Annotated in this window: 11 protein-coding genes; 7 read left to right on the top strand and 4 right to left on the bottom strand. The window is 58.9% G+C overall.

Going from position 1 to position 18226, the window contains the following annotated elements; translation table 11 throughout:
- The first annotated feature begins 567 nt into the window (after nt 1-567).
- The gene (locus A6F49_RS06720) at nt 568-1968 is read left to right on the top strand and encodes an aspartate ammonia-lyase (protein ID WP_043057756.1); all 1401 of its coding nucleotides are present in this window, start codon (nt 568-570) and stop codon (nt 1966-1968) included.
- Here the strand turns inward: A6F49_RS06720 and A6F49_RS06725 are convergent.
- Together A6F49_RS06725 and A6F49_RS06730 are read right to left on the bottom strand one after the other, a co-directional pair.
- Nucleotides 1965-2897 (bottom strand): DMT family transporter, encoded by a 933-nt coding sequence (locus A6F49_RS06725; protein WP_043057755.1) that lies wholly within the window; start codon nt 2895-2897, stop codon nt 1965-1967. The genes A6F49_RS06720 and A6F49_RS06725 overlap by 4 nt on opposite strands.
- 42 nt (nt 2898-2939) lie before the next feature.
- Nucleotides 2940-4310: an FAD-binding oxidoreductase gene (locus A6F49_RS06730; protein WP_052504834.1), complete on the bottom strand. Its 1371-nt coding sequence runs from the start codon at nt 4308-4310 to the stop codon at nt 2940-2942.
- Nucleotides 4311-4643: 333 nt separating this feature from the next.
- Here A6F49_RS06730 and A6F49_RS06735 point away from each other — a divergent pair, with 333 nt between their 5' ends.
- From A6F49_RS06735 to A6F49_RS06760, 6 genes are all read left to right on the top strand, one after another.
- The gene (locus A6F49_RS06735) at nt 4644-5732 is read left to right on the top strand and encodes an agmatine deiminase family protein (protein ID WP_043057754.1); all 1089 of its coding nucleotides are present in this window, start codon (nt 4644-4646) and stop codon (nt 5730-5732) included.
- Between the two features lie 93 nt (nt 5733-5825).
- Nucleotides 5826-7289 carry an MFS transporter gene (locus A6F49_RS06740; protein ID WP_235604894.1) on the top strand — a complete coding sequence of 488 codons (1464 nt, stop codon included), beginning with the start codon at nt 5826-5828 and terminating at the stop codon, nt 7287-7289.
- Nucleotides 7290-7559: 270 nt separating this feature from the next.
- Nucleotides 7560-8588 carry a thiamine ABC transporter substrate-binding protein gene (locus A6F49_RS06745; protein ID WP_043057753.1) on the top strand — a complete coding sequence of 343 codons (1029 nt, stop codon included), beginning with the start codon at nt 7560-7562 and terminating at the stop codon, nt 8586-8588.
- A 3-nt stretch (nt 8589-8591) separates the two neighbouring features.
- A complete protein-coding gene (locus A6F49_RS06750) occupies nt 8592-10238 on the top strand; it encodes an ABC transporter permease (protein WP_052504833.1) in 1647 nt (548 codons plus the stop codon).
- The gene (locus A6F49_RS06755) at nt 10235-11110 is read left to right on the top strand and encodes an ABC transporter ATP-binding protein (protein WP_067605657.1); all 876 of its coding nucleotides are present in this window, start codon (nt 10235-10237) and stop codon (nt 11108-11110) included. The genes A6F49_RS06750 and A6F49_RS06755 overlap by 4 nt, the downstream gene beginning before the upstream one ends.
- Nucleotides 11111-11474: 364 nt before the next feature.
- Nucleotides 11475-13589: an HNH endonuclease signature motif containing protein gene (locus A6F49_RS06760; RefSeq protein WP_043057752.1), complete on the top strand. Its 2115-nt coding sequence runs from the start codon at nt 11475-11477 to the stop codon at nt 13587-13589.
- 35 nt (nt 13590-13624) lie between these two features.
- Here the strand turns inward: A6F49_RS06760 and A6F49_RS06765 are convergent, their stop codons facing one another.
- Together A6F49_RS06765 and A6F49_RS06770 are read right to left on the bottom strand one after the other, a co-directional pair.
- Nucleotides 13625-17068: a DEAD/DEAH box helicase gene (locus A6F49_RS06765; protein WP_052504832.1), complete on the bottom strand. Its 3444-nt coding sequence runs from the start codon at nt 17066-17068 to the stop codon at nt 13625-13627.
- Complete coding sequence (locus A6F49_RS06770) at nt 17065-18213, bottom strand: hydroxymethylglutaryl-CoA synthase (protein WP_162840619.1); 1149 nt, start codon at nt 18211-18213, stop codon at nt 17065-17067. Before A6F49_RS06770 ends, A6F49_RS06765 begins: the two co-directional genes overlap by 4 nt.
- Between the last annotated feature and the right edge of the window lie 13 nt (nt 18214-18226).

Below are 18226 nucleotides of genomic sequence, written 5' to 3' on the forward strand. Positions count from 1 at the left end.
CGTTATCTCCAATCGTCAAGTGTCTCGGCGTGTATACCAAATCGTTAGCAGCGAAGGCCATTTCGGTACAAAGTTCACAGACTCCTCTCACCCTCATTACATGACATGGAAAGACAAAGTCCTCGTGAGATCAGCATCACACTCGCGCACTAAGTCATGTTCACCCGCAAAGTAAACAAAGTTCGTCCAGCAGCGAAATAGCAAGTAACTAACGATTTCTTCGCCGTGGAACATGGTGTTTAGCTTATAAATCATGTATTTGGTGCGGGAGACTCGAACCGTAAAATGTGGATAACCGCCGTGCTTCCACATGCTCAGCACACCTTCGGTGTCTTGGGTTGTATGCTAGACACAGTGTGCCAGCCACAAGCTGGGGTACTGACGTTACCCACAACGACGTGCGTAACGCCTCAGAGGCGGACGGTGTTTCCGCAAGATATGCTCCACATCCAGGAGCGAATATGAATTTTTGCCCGGGTACGTGCCCGGGTCTTCGTATGTATAAACCGCTTACGATGCAGTCCTATGGCAGTACGCACTCGTAAGCGGGTACGGAATAAGAGAGTCATGACTGAAGTTCAAACACAGATACGCACCGAATCGGATCTGATCGGCGCAGTCGAGCTACCTGCCGATGTCTACTACGGTGTCAACACTGTTCGTGCGGCAGAAAACTTTCAGCTGTCGTCAACACGGGTCGAGCAATTCCCTGAGCTGATCGAGGCTCTGGCCATCATCAAGCATGCTGCTGCCGCTGCGAATCGTGATGTTGGCGCGCTGGACGAAACCATTGCCAGCGCGATTATTGCTGCAGCCAAAGATGTGGCCGTAGGCCAGCTGCACGACCAATTTATTTTGGACATGATTCAGGGTGGAGCAGGGACCTCCACCAACATGAACGCTAATGAAGTGATTGCTAACCGCGGCCTGGAACATATGGGTCTTGCCAAAGGCGATTACGATGCTCTGCACCCACTGAACCACGTGAACATGGGCCAGTCGACGAACGACGTCTACCCAACCGCGCTGAAACTGGCACTGCACAAAATGACCGGCACCCTGTTGGAAAGCCTCGAAGGGCTCAAGAACGCCCTGCGTGCAAAAGCCAAAGAGTTCCACACCACCGTGAAAATGGGCCGCACCCAGATGCAGATCGCCGTTCCCATGACGCTGGGTCAGGAATTTGCTGCTTGGGCCGTCATGCTCGAACGCGCAGAAACCGGTTTGAAACGTGTTCGCTTTGACCTACTTGAGCTCAACCTGGGTGGTACCGCAATCGGTACCGGAATCAACGCCAACCCTGGTTACCGCGAGCGCGCCATTGAGTACTTGCGCGAGATCACCGGTCTGACCAATATTTCTTCGGCCCCAGACCTGATTGCTGCTACCGCCGATACTCAGATCTTTGTTGACCTGTCCGGTGCTCTAAAGCGCGTGGGGCTGATCATGTCGAAGATCGCCAATGACCTACGCCTACTGTCCTCTGGTCCTTCCGGTGGTTTCGGAGAAATCAATCTCCCAGCCCGCCAGGCAGGCTCTTCGATTATGCCGGGCAAGGTCAACCCAGTGATTGCTGAAGCCGTCAACCAGGTCGCCTACCAGGTTGCCGGTCACGATGCCGCCATCAGCATGGCAGTTGAAGCCGGTCAGCTGGAACTGAACCCATTTGAACCGATCATGGCCCGCGGCCTGTTCGACTCCATCGGCATCCTGTCGAATGCTGCCACCATGTTTGCCGATAAGTGCATCGTGGGCATTACCGCCAACGAGCAACTCATGCGCGACGTCGTCGAAGGCTCCGCTGGCCTGGCCACGGTTTTCTCCCCCGTCGTCGGGTATAAAGCGGCTACCGCCCTGGCTGTGGAAGCAACCAAGACCGGTGCCAAAGTCACCGATCTGGCCGTTGAAAAAGGCTTACTGACCAGCGCACAGGTAGAAGAACTCATCAACGAAGCGCTTGCCGTCTAAGCAAAAATTTTCGGGGCATTCATCACGAACACCCCGCCGATCATCAAAAGCAGTCCGATCACTTGGAGTGGTCGGACTGCTCTTTTTGGTGCAGATAACAGCCCGAATTGATCCACGAGCAGTGACCCTGAGATCAGCCCGACCTGCACCACGACAACGGTGACCGCCGAACCAATCAGCGGCGATAAAAAGGCCACGCCCGTGACATACAGTGCACCCAAGATTCCACCGAGCCACATCCACCACGGATTATGCGTCACACCCTCGGGCACTCGCAGGCGCAGCGACGGCCGAGTCAGCACCACCACGGCGATCAGCACCAAGGTCCCCACCAAAAATGAAATAAAGGCACTGTGCACCGCGGAATCTAACACCAGTGTCAGCTGCCCATTAATCGCAACTTGCAGCCCAAAACACACCCCAATACCTAAACCGGCCAGATACCAGGCCTTGGAGGTCGGCTGTGTATTCAACTGTGGCCGCCTCCGGCCGCCAACGACAGCCAATGCTGCGGCGAGCATGACGAGCACGGCACCGGTGACCCGCCAGCCATCGGCCGGGTAGCGGTCCACACCGAAAAGCCCCAAGTGGTCAATAATCATCGTGGTGATGACCTGTGCGGTCAGATTCAACATGGTCGAATACAGTGCGCCGATCACCGGCAGTAACAACACATTCGTTGTCATGCCAATGACGCCAAAGACTCCCCCAGACCATATCCACCAGGGTTGGGTAATAAAATTGCCCAGCTCAAAACCCATGGTGCCCACGGTTGCCCAGGTGAGGAACACCAGACAGACCGTGCCCACCAGAAATGAGATGACAGCCATGACCCACGGTGTGGACACCGCATTGCGCAGTCGGTTATTTATGGCCGACTGGCTGGGCATCAGCACGCCAATGGCAACACCCAGCACCATGTAAATCATTGCACTCCTGAATGCTTGCAAACTCCTTGAGGAGCTGCGGGTCTAGATGGCGCGGTCTGGGGTGAGGATGCCGTTGGGATCAAGCGCCTGTTTGATCGCGCGCTGGGTATCCAAAACCGCAGCGTCGAGTTGAATCGGCAACTCGTGGTGTTTGACCGCACCGATGCCGTGTTCACCGCTGATTGTGCCGCCCAATGAGACGGCAAGCTGAGAAATGTCCACGATCACGGCCTCGGCGGCTGCGTATTCTGCTTCGGTATCGCCGGCTTCCACGGTGGGGTGCAGGTTGCCGTCCCCAGCGTGGGCCACAATGGAAATCTTGCGGTTGTGTTTGGCCGCGATCTCATCAATGCCCCGAAACACATTTGCCAACTCGCCAATCGGTACGCCTACATCACACGAGACCCGCAGACCACGTGCCGACAGTGCTGGATTCGCCAGTCGGCGGGCTTCTAACAGCTCGTCGCTTTGGGCAATGACGACGTCGCTGCCGCCGTGCCGAGCACAGATGTCGGTAATGGCCTTGGCGTCATCGGCGGCGTTATGTCCCACCGTCTGGCCGATCAGCAGTGCCGCTTTGGGAACTGTGAGTCCGGAAGGGTAAAACTCTTCGATAGTTTTCACACTGTGAGTATCCAATAGCTCCAGGACCTCCGGTTGGGCTTCACCGTTGACAATTTCGGTGACCGCCTCACCTGCGGCATGGATCGAATCAAAATTGACCCGGAACGTATGCGAGGTGCCCGGTGGGATCGGCTTGAGCCGCACAGTGGCCGCAGTAATGACCCCCAGCGTGCCCTCGGATCCGACAAATAAACTCGTCAAATCCAAACCGACGACGTTTTTGCGGGTCCGCGTACCGGTGTGCATGATCCTGCCATCGGCCAACACGACTTCCAGGGCCGCGACCGAATCGCGCGTCACGCCGTGGGAAATACAGCGCAGACCACCGGCGTTGGTTGCGATATTGCCACCGACCGTGGAAGTTTCCACGCTGGCGGGATCGGGTGGGAAGAACAATCCGTGTTCACGTGCCGCACGATCAAGATCGGCGGTAATGACGCCGGCTTCAACAACTGCCAGTCGGTTGACCGGATCAATCTGACGAATCGCATTGCACCGTTCCATCGAGATGACCAGCCCCTGATCATAGGCCACGGCCCCACCGGCCAGGCCAGTGCCCGCGCCGCGCACCGATACCGGCACGCCATGCCGATTGGCCCAGGCCAGGGCAGTGACGACGTCGTCGGTGCAGGTAGCCATCACCACGGCCAACGGGTGGCCCTGGGGCGAATAGCGGGAGCTATCGCGAGCCAGCCGGTCGAGGTCGGGACCGGCTTCAACAATCTGCTCGGGCAGTTGGTCTTTGAGTTCAATCAGCGCGTGGCGCTCAGGCAGTGGGGTGTGGGGCATGGTTTTCCTTTTCATCCAGTCACCACATTAGCTGTGTGATGGATCACGAGCTAGTAACATGCAGCAGCATACCGGCTGTGATCTGGGCGTGGTGGCTGGATCTTGGCTGCATCTTGACCCGCAGTGCCACCGGGGCGGTTGTGAACCAAGTAAGATAGCTGCAGCAGTTTTTGCAAGAATATGTTTGGCTCATAATGAGCGCCCTGCCTGGCGCGGCGTTTGTCACACGCACAAGCAGGTACAATAAGCCGCAAGGCCTCGTGCAGTTATTATCCCTTGTGGCAGTCCAGTATTATCAGCTGAAGACATTTCAAGGAAAGAGAGGAATTCCTGATGGTCCTAGGTTCACGGTGGGTTGTCCCAGCCGAAACTGAACCGGTCCAACGTGTCTGGATGAGCTTTCCTCGTGCCGGTGCCGCAAATTTTCGGGCTTCCTGGCAGCTCTCTTCTGCCCGCCGCGCCTGGGTCCGACTGGCCGAAGACATTGACAACCACGTTCCGGTGACCCTGCTGGTTGATCCGGACGATCAGCGCACCGTTGCCTCATATGTGTCCAAACCGCTCGACGTCGTCGTCATTCCTTTTGATAACGCGTCGATTCGGCGCACCGCAGCGACCATGGTGGTTTCCCGTCAGGCCCAAGCCAATAGTGGACGACGCCCGCGCCGTGTGCTGGGCATGGTGGATTTCACGTTCAACGGTTTTGGACATCTGCCCGGGGTCGCATACGGGCTGGATGACACGCTGCCTGGCACACTGAGCGAACTGCTGCCCGGAGATCGTGGCTGGGGTCAGCGCAATTTGTCGATGATGGTCGGCGAGGGCGGCTCGTGGGTCACCGATGGCGCCGGCACCGCGATTGCCTCCGAGGCGATTCTGACCGATCAGCGTCGCAACCCGGGGTGGAATACCCGCTCGGTAGAACGCGAGATGCGCCGCAATTTGGGCCTGGAACACATCATTTGGATTCCCAAGGGGCTCACCCGCGGGTCCGCGCCGGTGGGCTGGGGCGGCTACGTCGATCAGGTCGTGGCCTTCCACTCCCCCGGCCGGGTACTGTTGCACAACCAACCCGATCCGACCCACCCGGATCACGAAGTCACCCAGCAGGTGCGCGAAATTCTCAGCACCGCCCACGATGCGACCGGCCAAGGGTTTGAAATTGTTGATGTGCCCGCACCCCAAACGCACTCAGATCTCAACGGACCGGTCAACTGGTCCTACCTGGACTACCTGATCCTCAACGATGTGATCATCATGCCGCGGTTCATCGACCCATTCGATGCCCAAGCCTTTGAGCTGATGCAGAAACTGTATCCCGAACACCGGCTCATCCAATTCACCGCACAGGCACTGTTTGACCACGGTGCCTCCATCCGGGCGATCACCCTGCCACAACCGCGCGTCAGCCGCCGGCGCTAAAGGTCAGCTAACCGGGGCAAAGCCTGAGAAACCACGACACCGCAACCCACAAAGCGCTATCGTTAGGATGACGACGTCGCAAGGAGAGTGGAGTTGGCAAAACAACAGATGACCGGTATCCAGAAAGCCATCCTGGTGGTGGTCCTGGTCCCCGTCTTTATGTCACTGTTGTCGATCTCCTCGATCAACGTGATCCTGCCATCGGTCCAAGAATCCCTAGACGCATCCAATACAGCCATCCAGTGGGTACTGTCCGGCTATACGCTGGCCTTTGGTGTGCTGCTGGTGGCCGGCGGTCGCGCCGGTGACACCTTCGGACGCGGCAAACTCTTCGTCGCGGGCCTGGTGCTCTTCGGGCTGGGGTCGCTGCTAGCCGGTTTTGCACTCAACGGGCCCATGCTGGTTGCCGCCCGGCTGATTACCGGATTCGGTTCCGGGCTACTCAACCCACAAACCGTGGGCTTTATTCAACAGTTTTTCGACGGGCCGCTCAGGGCCCGCGCATTCGCATCCTTCGGATCGGTGGTCGGAGTATCCGTGGCCATCGGACCGGTGCTGGGTGGCGGACTCATTGCCCTGGCCGGACCGGACTGGGGCTGGCGCTGGACCTTTTTGGTCAACGTACCCATCGCCGTCACCGCCATCATCGTCGCCTACCGCACGTTCCCCACAGCCGCCTGGGTCCGGCACGTGCCCGAAGGGGCCTCGGCCGAACCCGGTAAACCCGACCTGGACCCGGTGGGCACCGTGGCATTTACACTGGGCACGCTGTTGGTCATGTGGACGTTTCTGGAAATCGACACGGGCGGGATCTACTGGGCCATGCTGCCGGTGGGTATTGTCATTCTGATCTGGTGGGTGTGGTGGGAACGCCGCTACAAACGCCGCGGCGGTGCACCCATGGTCGATATGGCGCTCTTCCGCAACCGGCCCTACCGCAACGGCTCGCTGCTGATCAGCCTATTTTTCACCGGGTCAACATCCGTGTGGGTTACCGTGGCAATCTTTTTGCAAACCGGCCACGGCATCTCAGCGCTGACCGCAGCGCTGGTGGGCGTCCCATCGGCCATTGCCACGACCATCTCCTCACAAATTGCTGGACGCTACGTGCTCTCGGCAGGCCGCGCGATGGTCGCCTGGGGCATGAGCGTGACCCTTCTTGCGCTGAGCTCCTCAATGCTGGTGATCGTTGGTGTGCAATTATGGGACTGGTCAATATGGTGGCTCATCGCAACCCTATCCCTGCTGGGAGTCGCCCAGGGCTTCATCGTCTCACCGAATCAGACCCTGTCGCTGATCGAAGTACCCGCTCATGTCTCGGGCGTTGCCGGCGCTGTAATGCAAACCGGCCAACGCGTCGGCACCTCGGTGGGCACCGCCATTATCACCTCAACATTATTTGGGGTGGCCGCCGTCTACTCGTGGAACTGGGCCTTCGTCAGCGCATTTGGCATCATTATGCTCCTGGTCGCCATCGCTATGGCCGTGGCGATCACCGACATTCGCGGCACTCGTCGCACCCATGCCGCCGTCCCCCAGGGACGCGAGGCACGCTAAGATCAAGGCATTTTGTACAACCGACCCGCTCGTGAGAAAATCCCACCAAATATTCTCACTAGTGGGCCGTTCTACGAAACCGTCATATGGTTTCGCATCGACACCGAGTGTTCACCTATGCGGTAGATTGGTTCTATCGACAGGGGAGCAGCTGAGATTTTGCTGCTGAGAGTGCACCAGCAGACCCTCGAACCTGATTCCAGCTCATACTGGCGGAGGAAGTCGTAACTCTCCACGCATTGCGTGCCCTCCTAACGACAGGAGGAACACATGAAAAAATCACTACCCTTAGTTGTCATTGCCGCGCTCGGATTCACCGGGTGCTCGGTGGCTGATCAAGCGCAAAATACCGACGACGACGCCGCTGCCGGCTCAGTCACCATCATGACCCACGACTCGTTCAACGTCGACGAAGAACTCGTGGCCGCCTTCGAAGAAGAATCCGGCTACACGGTGACCACCACCTCCCCCGGTGATGCCGGAGCCGTGCTGAACCAGCTGATCCTGCAAAAGGACAACCCAACCGTTGACGGCGTCTACGGGATCGATAACTACTCGGCCGAAACCCTGCTGGGCGAAGACATGCTCACCCCCCACGACGCCGAACTGGGCTCAGCAGAACGCTTCGCCCTGGAATCCGACGGCAACCTGGCACCCATCGACCACGGCCAAGTCTGCGTGAACATCGACAACGAATGGTTCGAGGCTGAAGATCTCACCCCGCCCGAAACCCTGGAAGACCTCACGGATCCGGCCTATGAGGGCCTGTTTGTGACCACGGACCCCACAACGTCGTCCCCGGGACTCGCGTTTCTGGTGGCCACGATCGCCGGTACCGATGACTGGCAGGCCTACTGGCAAGACCTGTTAGATAACGGGGCAAAAGTTGCCGGTGGTTGGTCGGATGCCTACTACTCGGACTTCACCTCAACCGGTGACGGCGACTACCCGCTGGTGTTGAGCTACTCGTCCTCCCCGTCCGCCGAAGAAGGCCGCACCTCCTCGATTCTGGGCACCTGCACCGAACAGGTCGAATACGCCGGCGTGCTAGCCGAAGCCGCCAACCCCGACGGCGCTAAAGCGTTCATCGAATTCCTGCTCTCCCAAGACTTCCAGGAAACCCTGCCAGAAGAAATGTACATGTACCCGGTCCTTGAAGAAGCAGCCCTACCTGAAGAGTGGAGCCAGTACGCCGAATTGTCGCCAGACCCGATCACCGCAGACCTGACCGAGGTCACCGAAAACCGTGACGCCTGGTTGAACGACTGGACCGAACTGACCGAAAACCACGCCGGCTAATCTATGCGCGCACGCCTCGGGTGGGGTGCCGCCATCGCGGTGATCCTCACCTTCCTCACCATCTTCTTCGCCTGGCCCGTCGGCGCGATGCTCATTCGCGGTATCACCAACGACGCCGGCGCGCTCGACTTCAGCGCCTTCGGTGAGGTCCTCACAACGTCGCGCACCTGGGCCATCATCGGCCACACGCTGGTGATGGCCCTGGGCGGCACGCTCGGCTCCGTGGCCTTCGGGGTCCCGGCCGCCTATATCCTGTATCGCACCGAATTCCCCGGGCGCACCGTCTTGCGCTCGATCACCCTGGTGCCGTTCGTGTTGCCCACCGTGGTCGTCGGTGTTGCATTCCGCGCGGTCTTTGGCACCAACGGGCCACTGGGCTTCCTCGGCCTGGACCAGACGACGTGGGCCGTGATCGCCGCGATGGTGTTTTTCAACATCAGCCTCATCGCCCGCCAAGTCGGTGGCCTGTGGCAAATGCTGGACCCGCGTACCGGGCAAGCCGCCCGCAGCCTGGGCGCCTCGGCACCACGCGCATTTTTTACCATCACCCTGCCAGCCATCACCCCGGCCATCGGCGCCTCGGCCGGGCTGGTCTTCCTATATTGTTCCACTGCCTACTCGCTGGTGCGCACCCTGGGCACCCCCGGCGTCGGCACGCTAGAAACCGAGGTCTTCCGCCAGACCCAAACCTTCCTGGACCTGCGCACCGCCGCCGTGTTCTCCGCGCTGCAAGTGGTGTTCGTGCTGACGTCGGTGTGGATGACCCAGCGCCTATCCCACCGCACCACCACCGCCCTGCGCCTACAACAACCCGTGCGCCAGCCCCTGGCCCGCACCGACTGGTTCCCGCTGGCCGTGACGCTGTTCGCCGTCGTCGTCATTATTTTGCTGCCCATGCTCACGCTGGTTGAACGTTCACTGGCCACCGACACCGGCTACAGCCTGCACTACTACCACCTGCTGATTACCTCACCGGGCAGCGGATTCGCCGGCGGAGCCACCGCCGCCCAAGCGCTGGAACACTCCCTGAAAATCGCCCTGGACGCGACCATCATCTGCATGGTCATGGCCATACTCACCGCCCTGGTGATCACCCGGCATGTGCGTTCGCGCGCCCTAGCTCGCGCCCAACAGGCGCTGGACACGTTCATTATGATGCCCATGGGCGTCTCCTCGGTCACCATCGGCTTCGGGTTTCTGGTGTCCATCCACGCGTTCAACCCCGCCCTGGGCCAATCCGGTGTGCTCGTGCCACTGGCCCAAGCCGTGGTCGCACTGCCGCTCGTGGTGCGCAGCCTGATCCCCATACTCGCCGCCGTCGACCCCCGCCAACGCCACGCCGCCGCCGTGCTGGGCGCCTCACCAACGCGCATTCTAGCCACCATCGACGGACCGTACCTGCTTCGAGCCATCGGCCTGGCCGCCGGGCTGAGCTTCTCCGTTTCGCTGGGCGAATTCGGCGCCACCAGCTTCTTGGCATCCCCCGAATACCAAACCCTGCCCGTATACATCGTGCGGCTACTATCCCGCCCCGGCGCCGACAACTTCGGTATGGCCCTGGCCGCCGCCGTCGTGCTAGGTATCGTCGCCTCGATCGCGTTAATCCTGGGCGAACGCATCCGCCCGCGCACCCTTGGGAGCACCTCATGACCGCCATTAACATCACCAACCTGCACGTCGACTATGACGACGGCAGCCCAAACTATCGCGGAGAGCCCGTACTCACCGGCGCGAACCTGACCGTTGACGACGGCGAAATACTGGCCGTACTGGGGGCATCTGGTTCTGGAAAGTCCACTCTGTTGCGCACGATTGCCGGCCTACAGCAACCCGGCTCCGGACGGATCGAAGTCGCTTCAGTCACCACTGACGACGACGGCGAGCATCTGCCACCGCACCGTCGCAACTGCACCATGGTCTTTCAGGACGCCCAACTGTTCCCGCACCGCACCGTGGCCGGCAACGTGGCATATGGCCTGGAAGCCGCCAAAGTCCCGAAGGTTCAACGTCGTCGTCGCGTTGCCGAAGTACTCGAGATGGTCGACATTGCTGAACTGGCCGACCGTGCGATTACTGAGCTGTCGGGTGGGCAAGCACAGCGTGTTGCGCTGGCCCGGTGTTTAGTCATCCGCCCGGCGGTCATTTTATTCGATGAGCCGCTGTCTGCCCTTGACCGGGGCTTGCGTCAGCGACTTGCCGTGGAGATTCGCCAGCTGTTGAAACAAACCGGCACCTCGGCCATCTATGTCACCCATGATCCAGCTGAAGCTACGACTGTAGCCGACCGGCTCGCAGTGGTAGAACATGGCAAAATCATAGACCTCGGGCCGGTTGCGACACTAGATATCTCGAAGCTGTCGGACTCGGTAGCCAGTCTGCTCGGCGGGCTAGGTGAAGTCACAGGTGTGATTACTGCGGTCTCGGATGAATCCACCACCGTAGAAGTCGTGGAAAACATTGTTGTGTTGCCCGGACGCCAGGGCGGTCTTGGTGACACCATCACCGTGAATCTCAGCCGCTAACTTCCCATTGTGGGCGCCCCTTTCAAGGGGCTCATTGGCATGGGAAAAAACAATAATTCGATGGCTTGTGGACACTTTGCGTGTACCGGCGCGATTCGCAACCGTGTCGCGCTGATTGTGGATAACTGAGATGAGACTATTCGGATATCCACAATATAACCAAGAAGCATGTCGATTACCACAAGAAGTGCTATAGAGCGACGTTAGCTTATTTAAAGTGTTAAACAATTACTATAAAACCATTGCTTAGGTACAGCAGCGCGGGTACAATAGAGCTATTAGTCATTCATTCTTTCCCACTCATGATTTTTCACTCGAGGTTCACTGCACCCATTTCCCGTTTTGCTGCTGAGAGGACACGGTCATGGTCGCCACCAATGCACTCCCGGATATCGGTGTTGCGGTGCCCATGCCCCATGATCTCAATCTCGAAGCGGTCAAGGAGCTCAGTCCTGGACAACTGGCGTATCTGTACTTGGTGGTTGGTACCGAAATGTCCCAGCGGATGGCCAACCCTGCCACCGAGTTCGCGCAATTTACCAGGGTGTCGGGTGCCGATTGGTCTGGGCATCAACCGCAGGTTCACGACCCGGAGTCTTCCGCCGCGGCAGCCTCGCCCCACGATGCCGGCGAGGATGATCCCACACACGCGGATGGCACACCAGTCATTCCCCCGCGTCCACTGCCAACACCACCGGAATGTCGCTATGACACCGTGCCGATGATTGCCGACATGCTGCGACGGGTGCAGCACCTGCAGGAAGCTTCGATGACCGGCTTTGCTCGACATCTGCAACCGATGTTCCAGGCTCAACCGGAATACTTCGGCACGCCAGAAGGCGTGCAAGCATTCCGGGATAGCACGGCCTATTTCAAAGACGTCTTCCGGTTCTCTGGGCAGACGACCAAGAAGATTCACGATCGACTACCCTATGTCACCTGGAATCCAGGACAAGACCCCACTCTGGGCATGAATCAACCCAAGCTGTCCAAATTGGCCGTCGCGTTCACCGAAGGAACCATTCCTGCCGAGAATCTGGATCGGATCGTGTGGTTAGACAAAGATCTCACCAAGCACGTGCACAAGACCACGGCTACCGCCGAGCAGAAAGACGCGGTCTTACAAAAATTCCAACCAACGCTCATCGAGGCAGCCCAAGCCTCCAACCCGGATGCATTCAACGCCGCCAGACGCCGGTGGGCCGACAAGATCGCCCACGCACTGGATGCCGATGGGCCACCCATTGCCCAAACGCTACGGAAGCAAGCCGATAATGTCATCCGGGATCAGGCCTACGCGGACGGGTCGGGCAAAATCTGGATCCATGCCACCCCGGAGATCTTTGCCGAGTACAAGAATTTCGTAGTCAATCAACTTAACAAGAGTGGCGCCCCAGTCAAAACGGATGAGAAACTCACCGAATGGCTCTACAGCCCTGCTGAAGAGAAGTCCGATGAGCAGGAAGCAACGTCCAGCATGGCTCCCACAGATTCCGAAGACATCAGAAACACCGACACTCCCGTCAACGATGACTCGATGAGCGCGGCCGCCTTGGCTGCAAACCGAGACACCAGCGACCAGTCGACAACGGATTCGGGGCACGCCGGACTGTTTGATGATTTCGAAGCCGATCATCCCCTGGCCACGGCCACGTTAGAGGATCTTAGTATTGATCGCGATCCCGACGCACTCGTCGCCGAAGATGACCAAGGGAACCCGGTTACTCAAGAGACCCTAGATGATATTGAAACGTTGAACCCGGGACAGCTCGTCAGCGCGATACTCATCGGCGCAATGAAAGCAATTTTCAGTATGGCTCCCGATGAACTCCAAGTCAAACGCTCCCACGGGGCAGATGCCACCCTGGTGGTGGTCCAAGATATTGAAACCGCCTATCAAACCCTGGGCATTGACGCGATCCCGCCCGAAGCCCAACGACCCCGCGGCCCCGACGGGATCGTGCCCACCATCCTGCAACGCCCCAACCCCAAGGACCCCAACACATTATGTAACAACCCGGATCACCTTCTCGGGGTCAGCCCACCCCCATGGACCGGGTATATCTCCGAGGCCATAAATGTGGGGGCCTTGCATCCGGTGGATGCCGAAAAACTGGCCTGTGATTGTCAGATCGTGGGCCAAATCTGGAACCAGCACCACAGTGTGCTCAACCAACGCCGCGCCTACCGCTCCTTCACCCGCGACCAACGCCGCGCCATCCTGGCCCGAGACCGCGGCTGCCAAGCCCCCGGCTGTACGATCATCGCCGCCTGGTGCCAAATCCACCATCTGAAAGCCTGGGCACACGGCGGCGCCACCGATATCGACAACGCCACCACCCTGTGCGCCTTCCACCACGCCGCGGTGCACAACGGCAAATGGACCATCCACACCATCAACAGCACCCACTTCTTCCAACCCGCACCCTGGTTAGACCCCACCCAACCACTGCTACGCAACATGTACTGGGCGATATAACCTGAGCTCGGTGAGCGTCAGCAGGTGACGTGGAACTACTCGCTAGTCCCCTGGACAACATCTTCTTGCATATCTGCAAGATCGACTGGACTATCGTCAAACAGAGCACGAATGTCGTCGGCGGTCACACTGGAAGCAAATGCCGTATCGTCTTCCGTAAGCGCGGCAAACATTTCAACCTTTTGCTGCTGGAGCGCAAGAACCTTTTCTTCGATCGAGCCCTTCGATACCATGCGGTACACCATGACGTTCTTTTCTTGACCGATACGGTGTGCACGGTCAACAGCCTGAGCTTCCACGGCAGGGTTCCACCACGGATCCAACAGGAATACATAATCAGCTTCGGTCAGTGTCAGGCCGAAACCACCAGCACGAAGTGAAATCAAGAACACAGGTGCTTCACCGGAGCGGAACTCTTCGACCACCGCTGCACGGTCACGAGTCGAACCATCAAGGTATGCGTAGTCGATCTCGCGCTCATCGAGTTGTTGTCCCAGGCGTGCCAGGAACGACGTGAACTGCGAGAAGATCAAGACTCGGTGGCCCTCTGGCAGAATCTCGGACAACCGCGACATCAATTCATTGAGTTTCGAGGACGGCACATGGGCGTGCTCTTCATCCACAATGGCCGGGTCCAGCGCCAACATCCGCATCAACGTCAGCGAACGGAAAATCGACATCCGGTTCGAATCCATATCCGCAACCAGATTCAACACGCTCTTGCGCTCGCGCTGCAGGATCTGTTGGTAGAGCTTCTCGTGCTCTGGTTCCATTGGAACACGAAGCACCATCTCTTGCTTATCGGGCAGCTCAGCAGCCACCGATTCTTTGGTACGACGCAGCATAAACGGCCGGATCTTCGTGCGCAGTTTGGTCATTGCTTCGCGGGAGCGGGTCTGCTGTTGGACGCGTTCTTCGACGTCGTTATCTGTCGATGGTTCCGTGCGCGCCACACGTTGGCCGGCTTCAATCGGGCGTAAGTAGTCATCCCGGAACTTAGCGAACCGCGGCAGCATGCCGGGCACAACCAACCGGAAGATTGACCACAGATCCGACAGCGTGTTTTCCATCGGAGTACCGGTAATGGCCAGTTTGAAACCGGCCTTGAAATTGCGAATAGCCCGGTGGGCTTTGGTCTGGTGATTCTTGACGAACTGAGCTTCATCGAGGATCAGTCCCGCCCACTGTTCTTCTGCCAGGAAGTCCTCGTCCAGGCGAGCAATCGCATAGGAGGTGACCACAATATCTGCGCGATCCCGGATCGAACCAATCGATTCATTACGACGAAGGTTCGATACATCCACCACTGCGACACTCAGATCTGGGGCGAATCGTTCGACTTCATCACGCCAGACCGTCAACACCGACGACGGCGCAATCACCAGAAACGGATGTTTTTCACCCAGCGCTTTGGCACGAGCGATCATCGCAATGGTTTGCAGGGTCTTCCCCAACCCCATGTCGTCGGCGAGAATCCCACCCAGACCTAGGTCGTATAGGTAGGACAACCACTCGTAGCCCTCGTGCTGGTAGTCACGCAACTCTGCGTGCAGCGCTGCAGGTTTCTGCAGTGCCGGGATGTCTTTGGCGTCCCGGAGAACAGCAAGCGCTTTTTGCCATGCAACGATCGTTGGGTCCGCGGTGAATGCGTCGGCAACTTCTTCGGCGTCTTCCAACAGGGTGGCGTTGAACCGAGAAATCGATGGGTTATCGGCTGCGAAATCATCCAGGGCGGCTGCTTCTTCTAGCAGCTTGCGCAGTGGTTGAAACGCTGAGTGCTGCAGTGAGAAGTAGGTGCCGTCGGATAACAGCAGGCTGTCCTGATTCCGCACCAGCGCAATGAACAGCTGTCGGAATGGGATGGTGCGTTCTTCAATGGTGACCTGGAAGCCCAGATCAAACCAGTCGTTCTTCTCCGAAGGGGTCGCGTTAATGGCGATGTGGGGTTCGCCGGTGAGCCGGGTGTAGACCGGGCGGTCTTCGGTTTCTACGATCCGCACGTGTTCGTGCTGCTGTAAGTCCGGCAACGCTTCGTCCACGAAACGGGCAGCGGCGGCACCGATCAACGTCGTCTTTCCGGGGACGGCGGTGAGTTCCACGTGGTCTTCGACTTCTTGCAGCACCTGGTGGCGGTGTTCGGTTTGATCTTCGGTGCCCAGGTAATCCCATTGCGCGGAAATACGCACGTGGTCTTGGCGTTCGCCTTGGTGGGTGGCCTGGTAATACTCCAGGGTCAGTTCAAGCGTGGAGGGTGGAATATCCGGTAGCTCGACCGACTGGTCATGGCTGGCCAGTGGGATGACGCCGGCCAGTATTGGGTAGATGTTGTCGAAGAACTCTTCGGTGTCGTCGGCGGGGATGATCATCGGATCGGGTGATTCGATGAGATCCATGACGGTCCGGGTCAGCGGTTGTTTCAGCGGGATAACGTTGATGTCTGCGGTGGCTGATTCCGGATAGTAGTCAATCGTGTAGAGGCCAATGGCCCCGAGCGTGCCGGATGGTTCGAGCGCTTCGGAGGGCAGCTGCGCTTGGATGTTCAGGGCAATGTCGTCGTCGGCGGTTTCTGCGGCGTCGAAAATAATCCGCGCGGCTTCGGTGATGGTGACCCGGTTGATAATTTTTTGCAGCGGGACCAACGGGATGCCGGCGTTATCAATTTTGGCCAGCACATCCCACATCTGCGGCATGTTAATGGTGGCCAAGGTGATGACGTCGGTGGAGCCCAGCGAGGATACCGACGTGGTGTAGAGCTGGTTGAGCTCGTGCAGCGCGTCGTGTTGTTCGGGCAGGAATTGGAACTCGCCGTGTGCTGACTGGTGGAACGGCAGATCAAACAGCGTCCAGTTCATATTGCCCTTGATCCAGCCGCCGCGAGCACCGATGCGCAACGGACGCAGGCGCACGGTCAGATCGTTTTGGTGCTCAAGGTCATCGGGTGTGGCTTCGCGCCAAGTAAACCGGGTGCGATACCCCGAAGGCTCGGTGTGGAGCGCATCGATTTCAACGCCCAGGGCGACGTCGGTGAACTCTTGATTCGAGTCAATCGTGGGCAGCAGTTCGTTGACGACTTGGCGCCATGGCAGCCCGGGCACACCGTGTTCGGGCTCTTCGGGCTCGCGCGAGCCCTCAAGGTCGGCAGCGGTCAGCACTGCGGAATCAGCGACCGCGCGCTGATTCGATTCAAAAATCAGGGCGGCACCGTGTTTGCAGTCGACGCCCACCGGGCAGCTGCAGGTGGCGTAGTCGATATCCCAAATGGACACCCCGCCCAAGGTGCGGTCGGTTTTGCGCAGGGTGACAGCGGCCCGGTAGATCTTGTCTTCGGACCCTTTGACCCGACCGACCAGCCGGCCGGTGTCATCGTTGAATTTGAGCGTCATCACCCGATCGTCGGCCGCGTATTTGCGGCCGCGCTGGGTCATGGTGTCGCCGAATGCGGCGGCGAGAGCTTGGATGTCAACGAATGGGTAACTCACTGTGCCTCGTAGCGGCGTTGGTGCTCGGTGACGCCGCTCAACCGGAAGGGTGCATTGGTCGTTTTGGTGGTGGTGAACGTCTCGGAGGTGGCCGCGAAGTCACTGTGGAGTTCGCGGTACTCGTCGTAGGTCAGTGCCACACGGTTGTCGAGCTGTTTGGCCACGTGCTGTGGATAAATGTGGTCCTGGTAGTTGTCCTGGACAACACCGGTGAAGAATTCGGCCACCGCACCGGAACCATACGAGAAGAAACCGAGGCGTTTACCGGCCAGGTCACTGTTGTTGTGCAGCTGGGCGGTCAGCGCGAAGTACAGCGACGCCGTGTAGGTGTTGCCCAGCGCGCGGTTGTAACTCATGGACTCTTCGATCAGGTCATCAGACAGCTCGGTGCCGGTGTGTTCGGCCAGTGCGGCCAGCTGTTTGCGCGCCATTTTGGTAAATGGCTGGTGGTGCAGGAAGCGGTGGATGTCCTCCAGGCCCAGTTCGCGGCGGGCCAGCAGATCATCCCAGGCAGCGGTGGTGGCACCCAGGTAGGCGTCCAGGGACAACTGACCATCCACAAACGGGGTGGTTGAGTCATTAGGACGCCAGAAGTCATTGACGTCGGTGGTGTGCAGGCCCGAGCCGGGTTCAATTTCGATCAGATTGGGGTCAGCGCTGATCAGCATCGCCACCGATCCGGCACCCTGGGTTGGTTCGCCGCCGGAGTCCAGCGCGTAGCGTGCGACGTCGGAGGTAATCACTAGGACCTGTTCCTCGGGGTTGCGGGCAATCGCGTTGACGGCCATCTGCAGTGCAGCGGTGCCCGAGTAGCAGGCTTGTTTCAGTTCCACAGAGCGCACGTTGGCGGGCAGGCCCAGCAGCTCGTGTAGGTACACGCCGGCGGCTTTGGACTGGTCGATCGAGGATTCGGTGGCAAACAGCACCTGGCGGATCTTGGAGGCATCGTGCCGCTCGAGCAGGGTGTGTGCTGCTTCGGCGGCCATTGTGACGATGTCTTCGTCCGGGGCGGGCATCGAGAAGGTGTCTTGACCCAGGCCAATACTGAACTTCTTGGGGTCGATGTCATGGCGTTCGGCCAGCGTATCGAGGTCCAGAACGTAATGGGAGGTGGCGACTTCCAGGTCGTGGATGCCTATTTTCACGAATGACTCCTTT

It is taken from the genome of Enteractinococcus helveticum, from assembly GCF_001657475.1.
GTDB classification, from domain to species: domain Bacteria; phylum Actinomycetota; class Actinomycetes; order Actinomycetales; family Micrococcaceae; genus Yaniella; species Yaniella helvetica.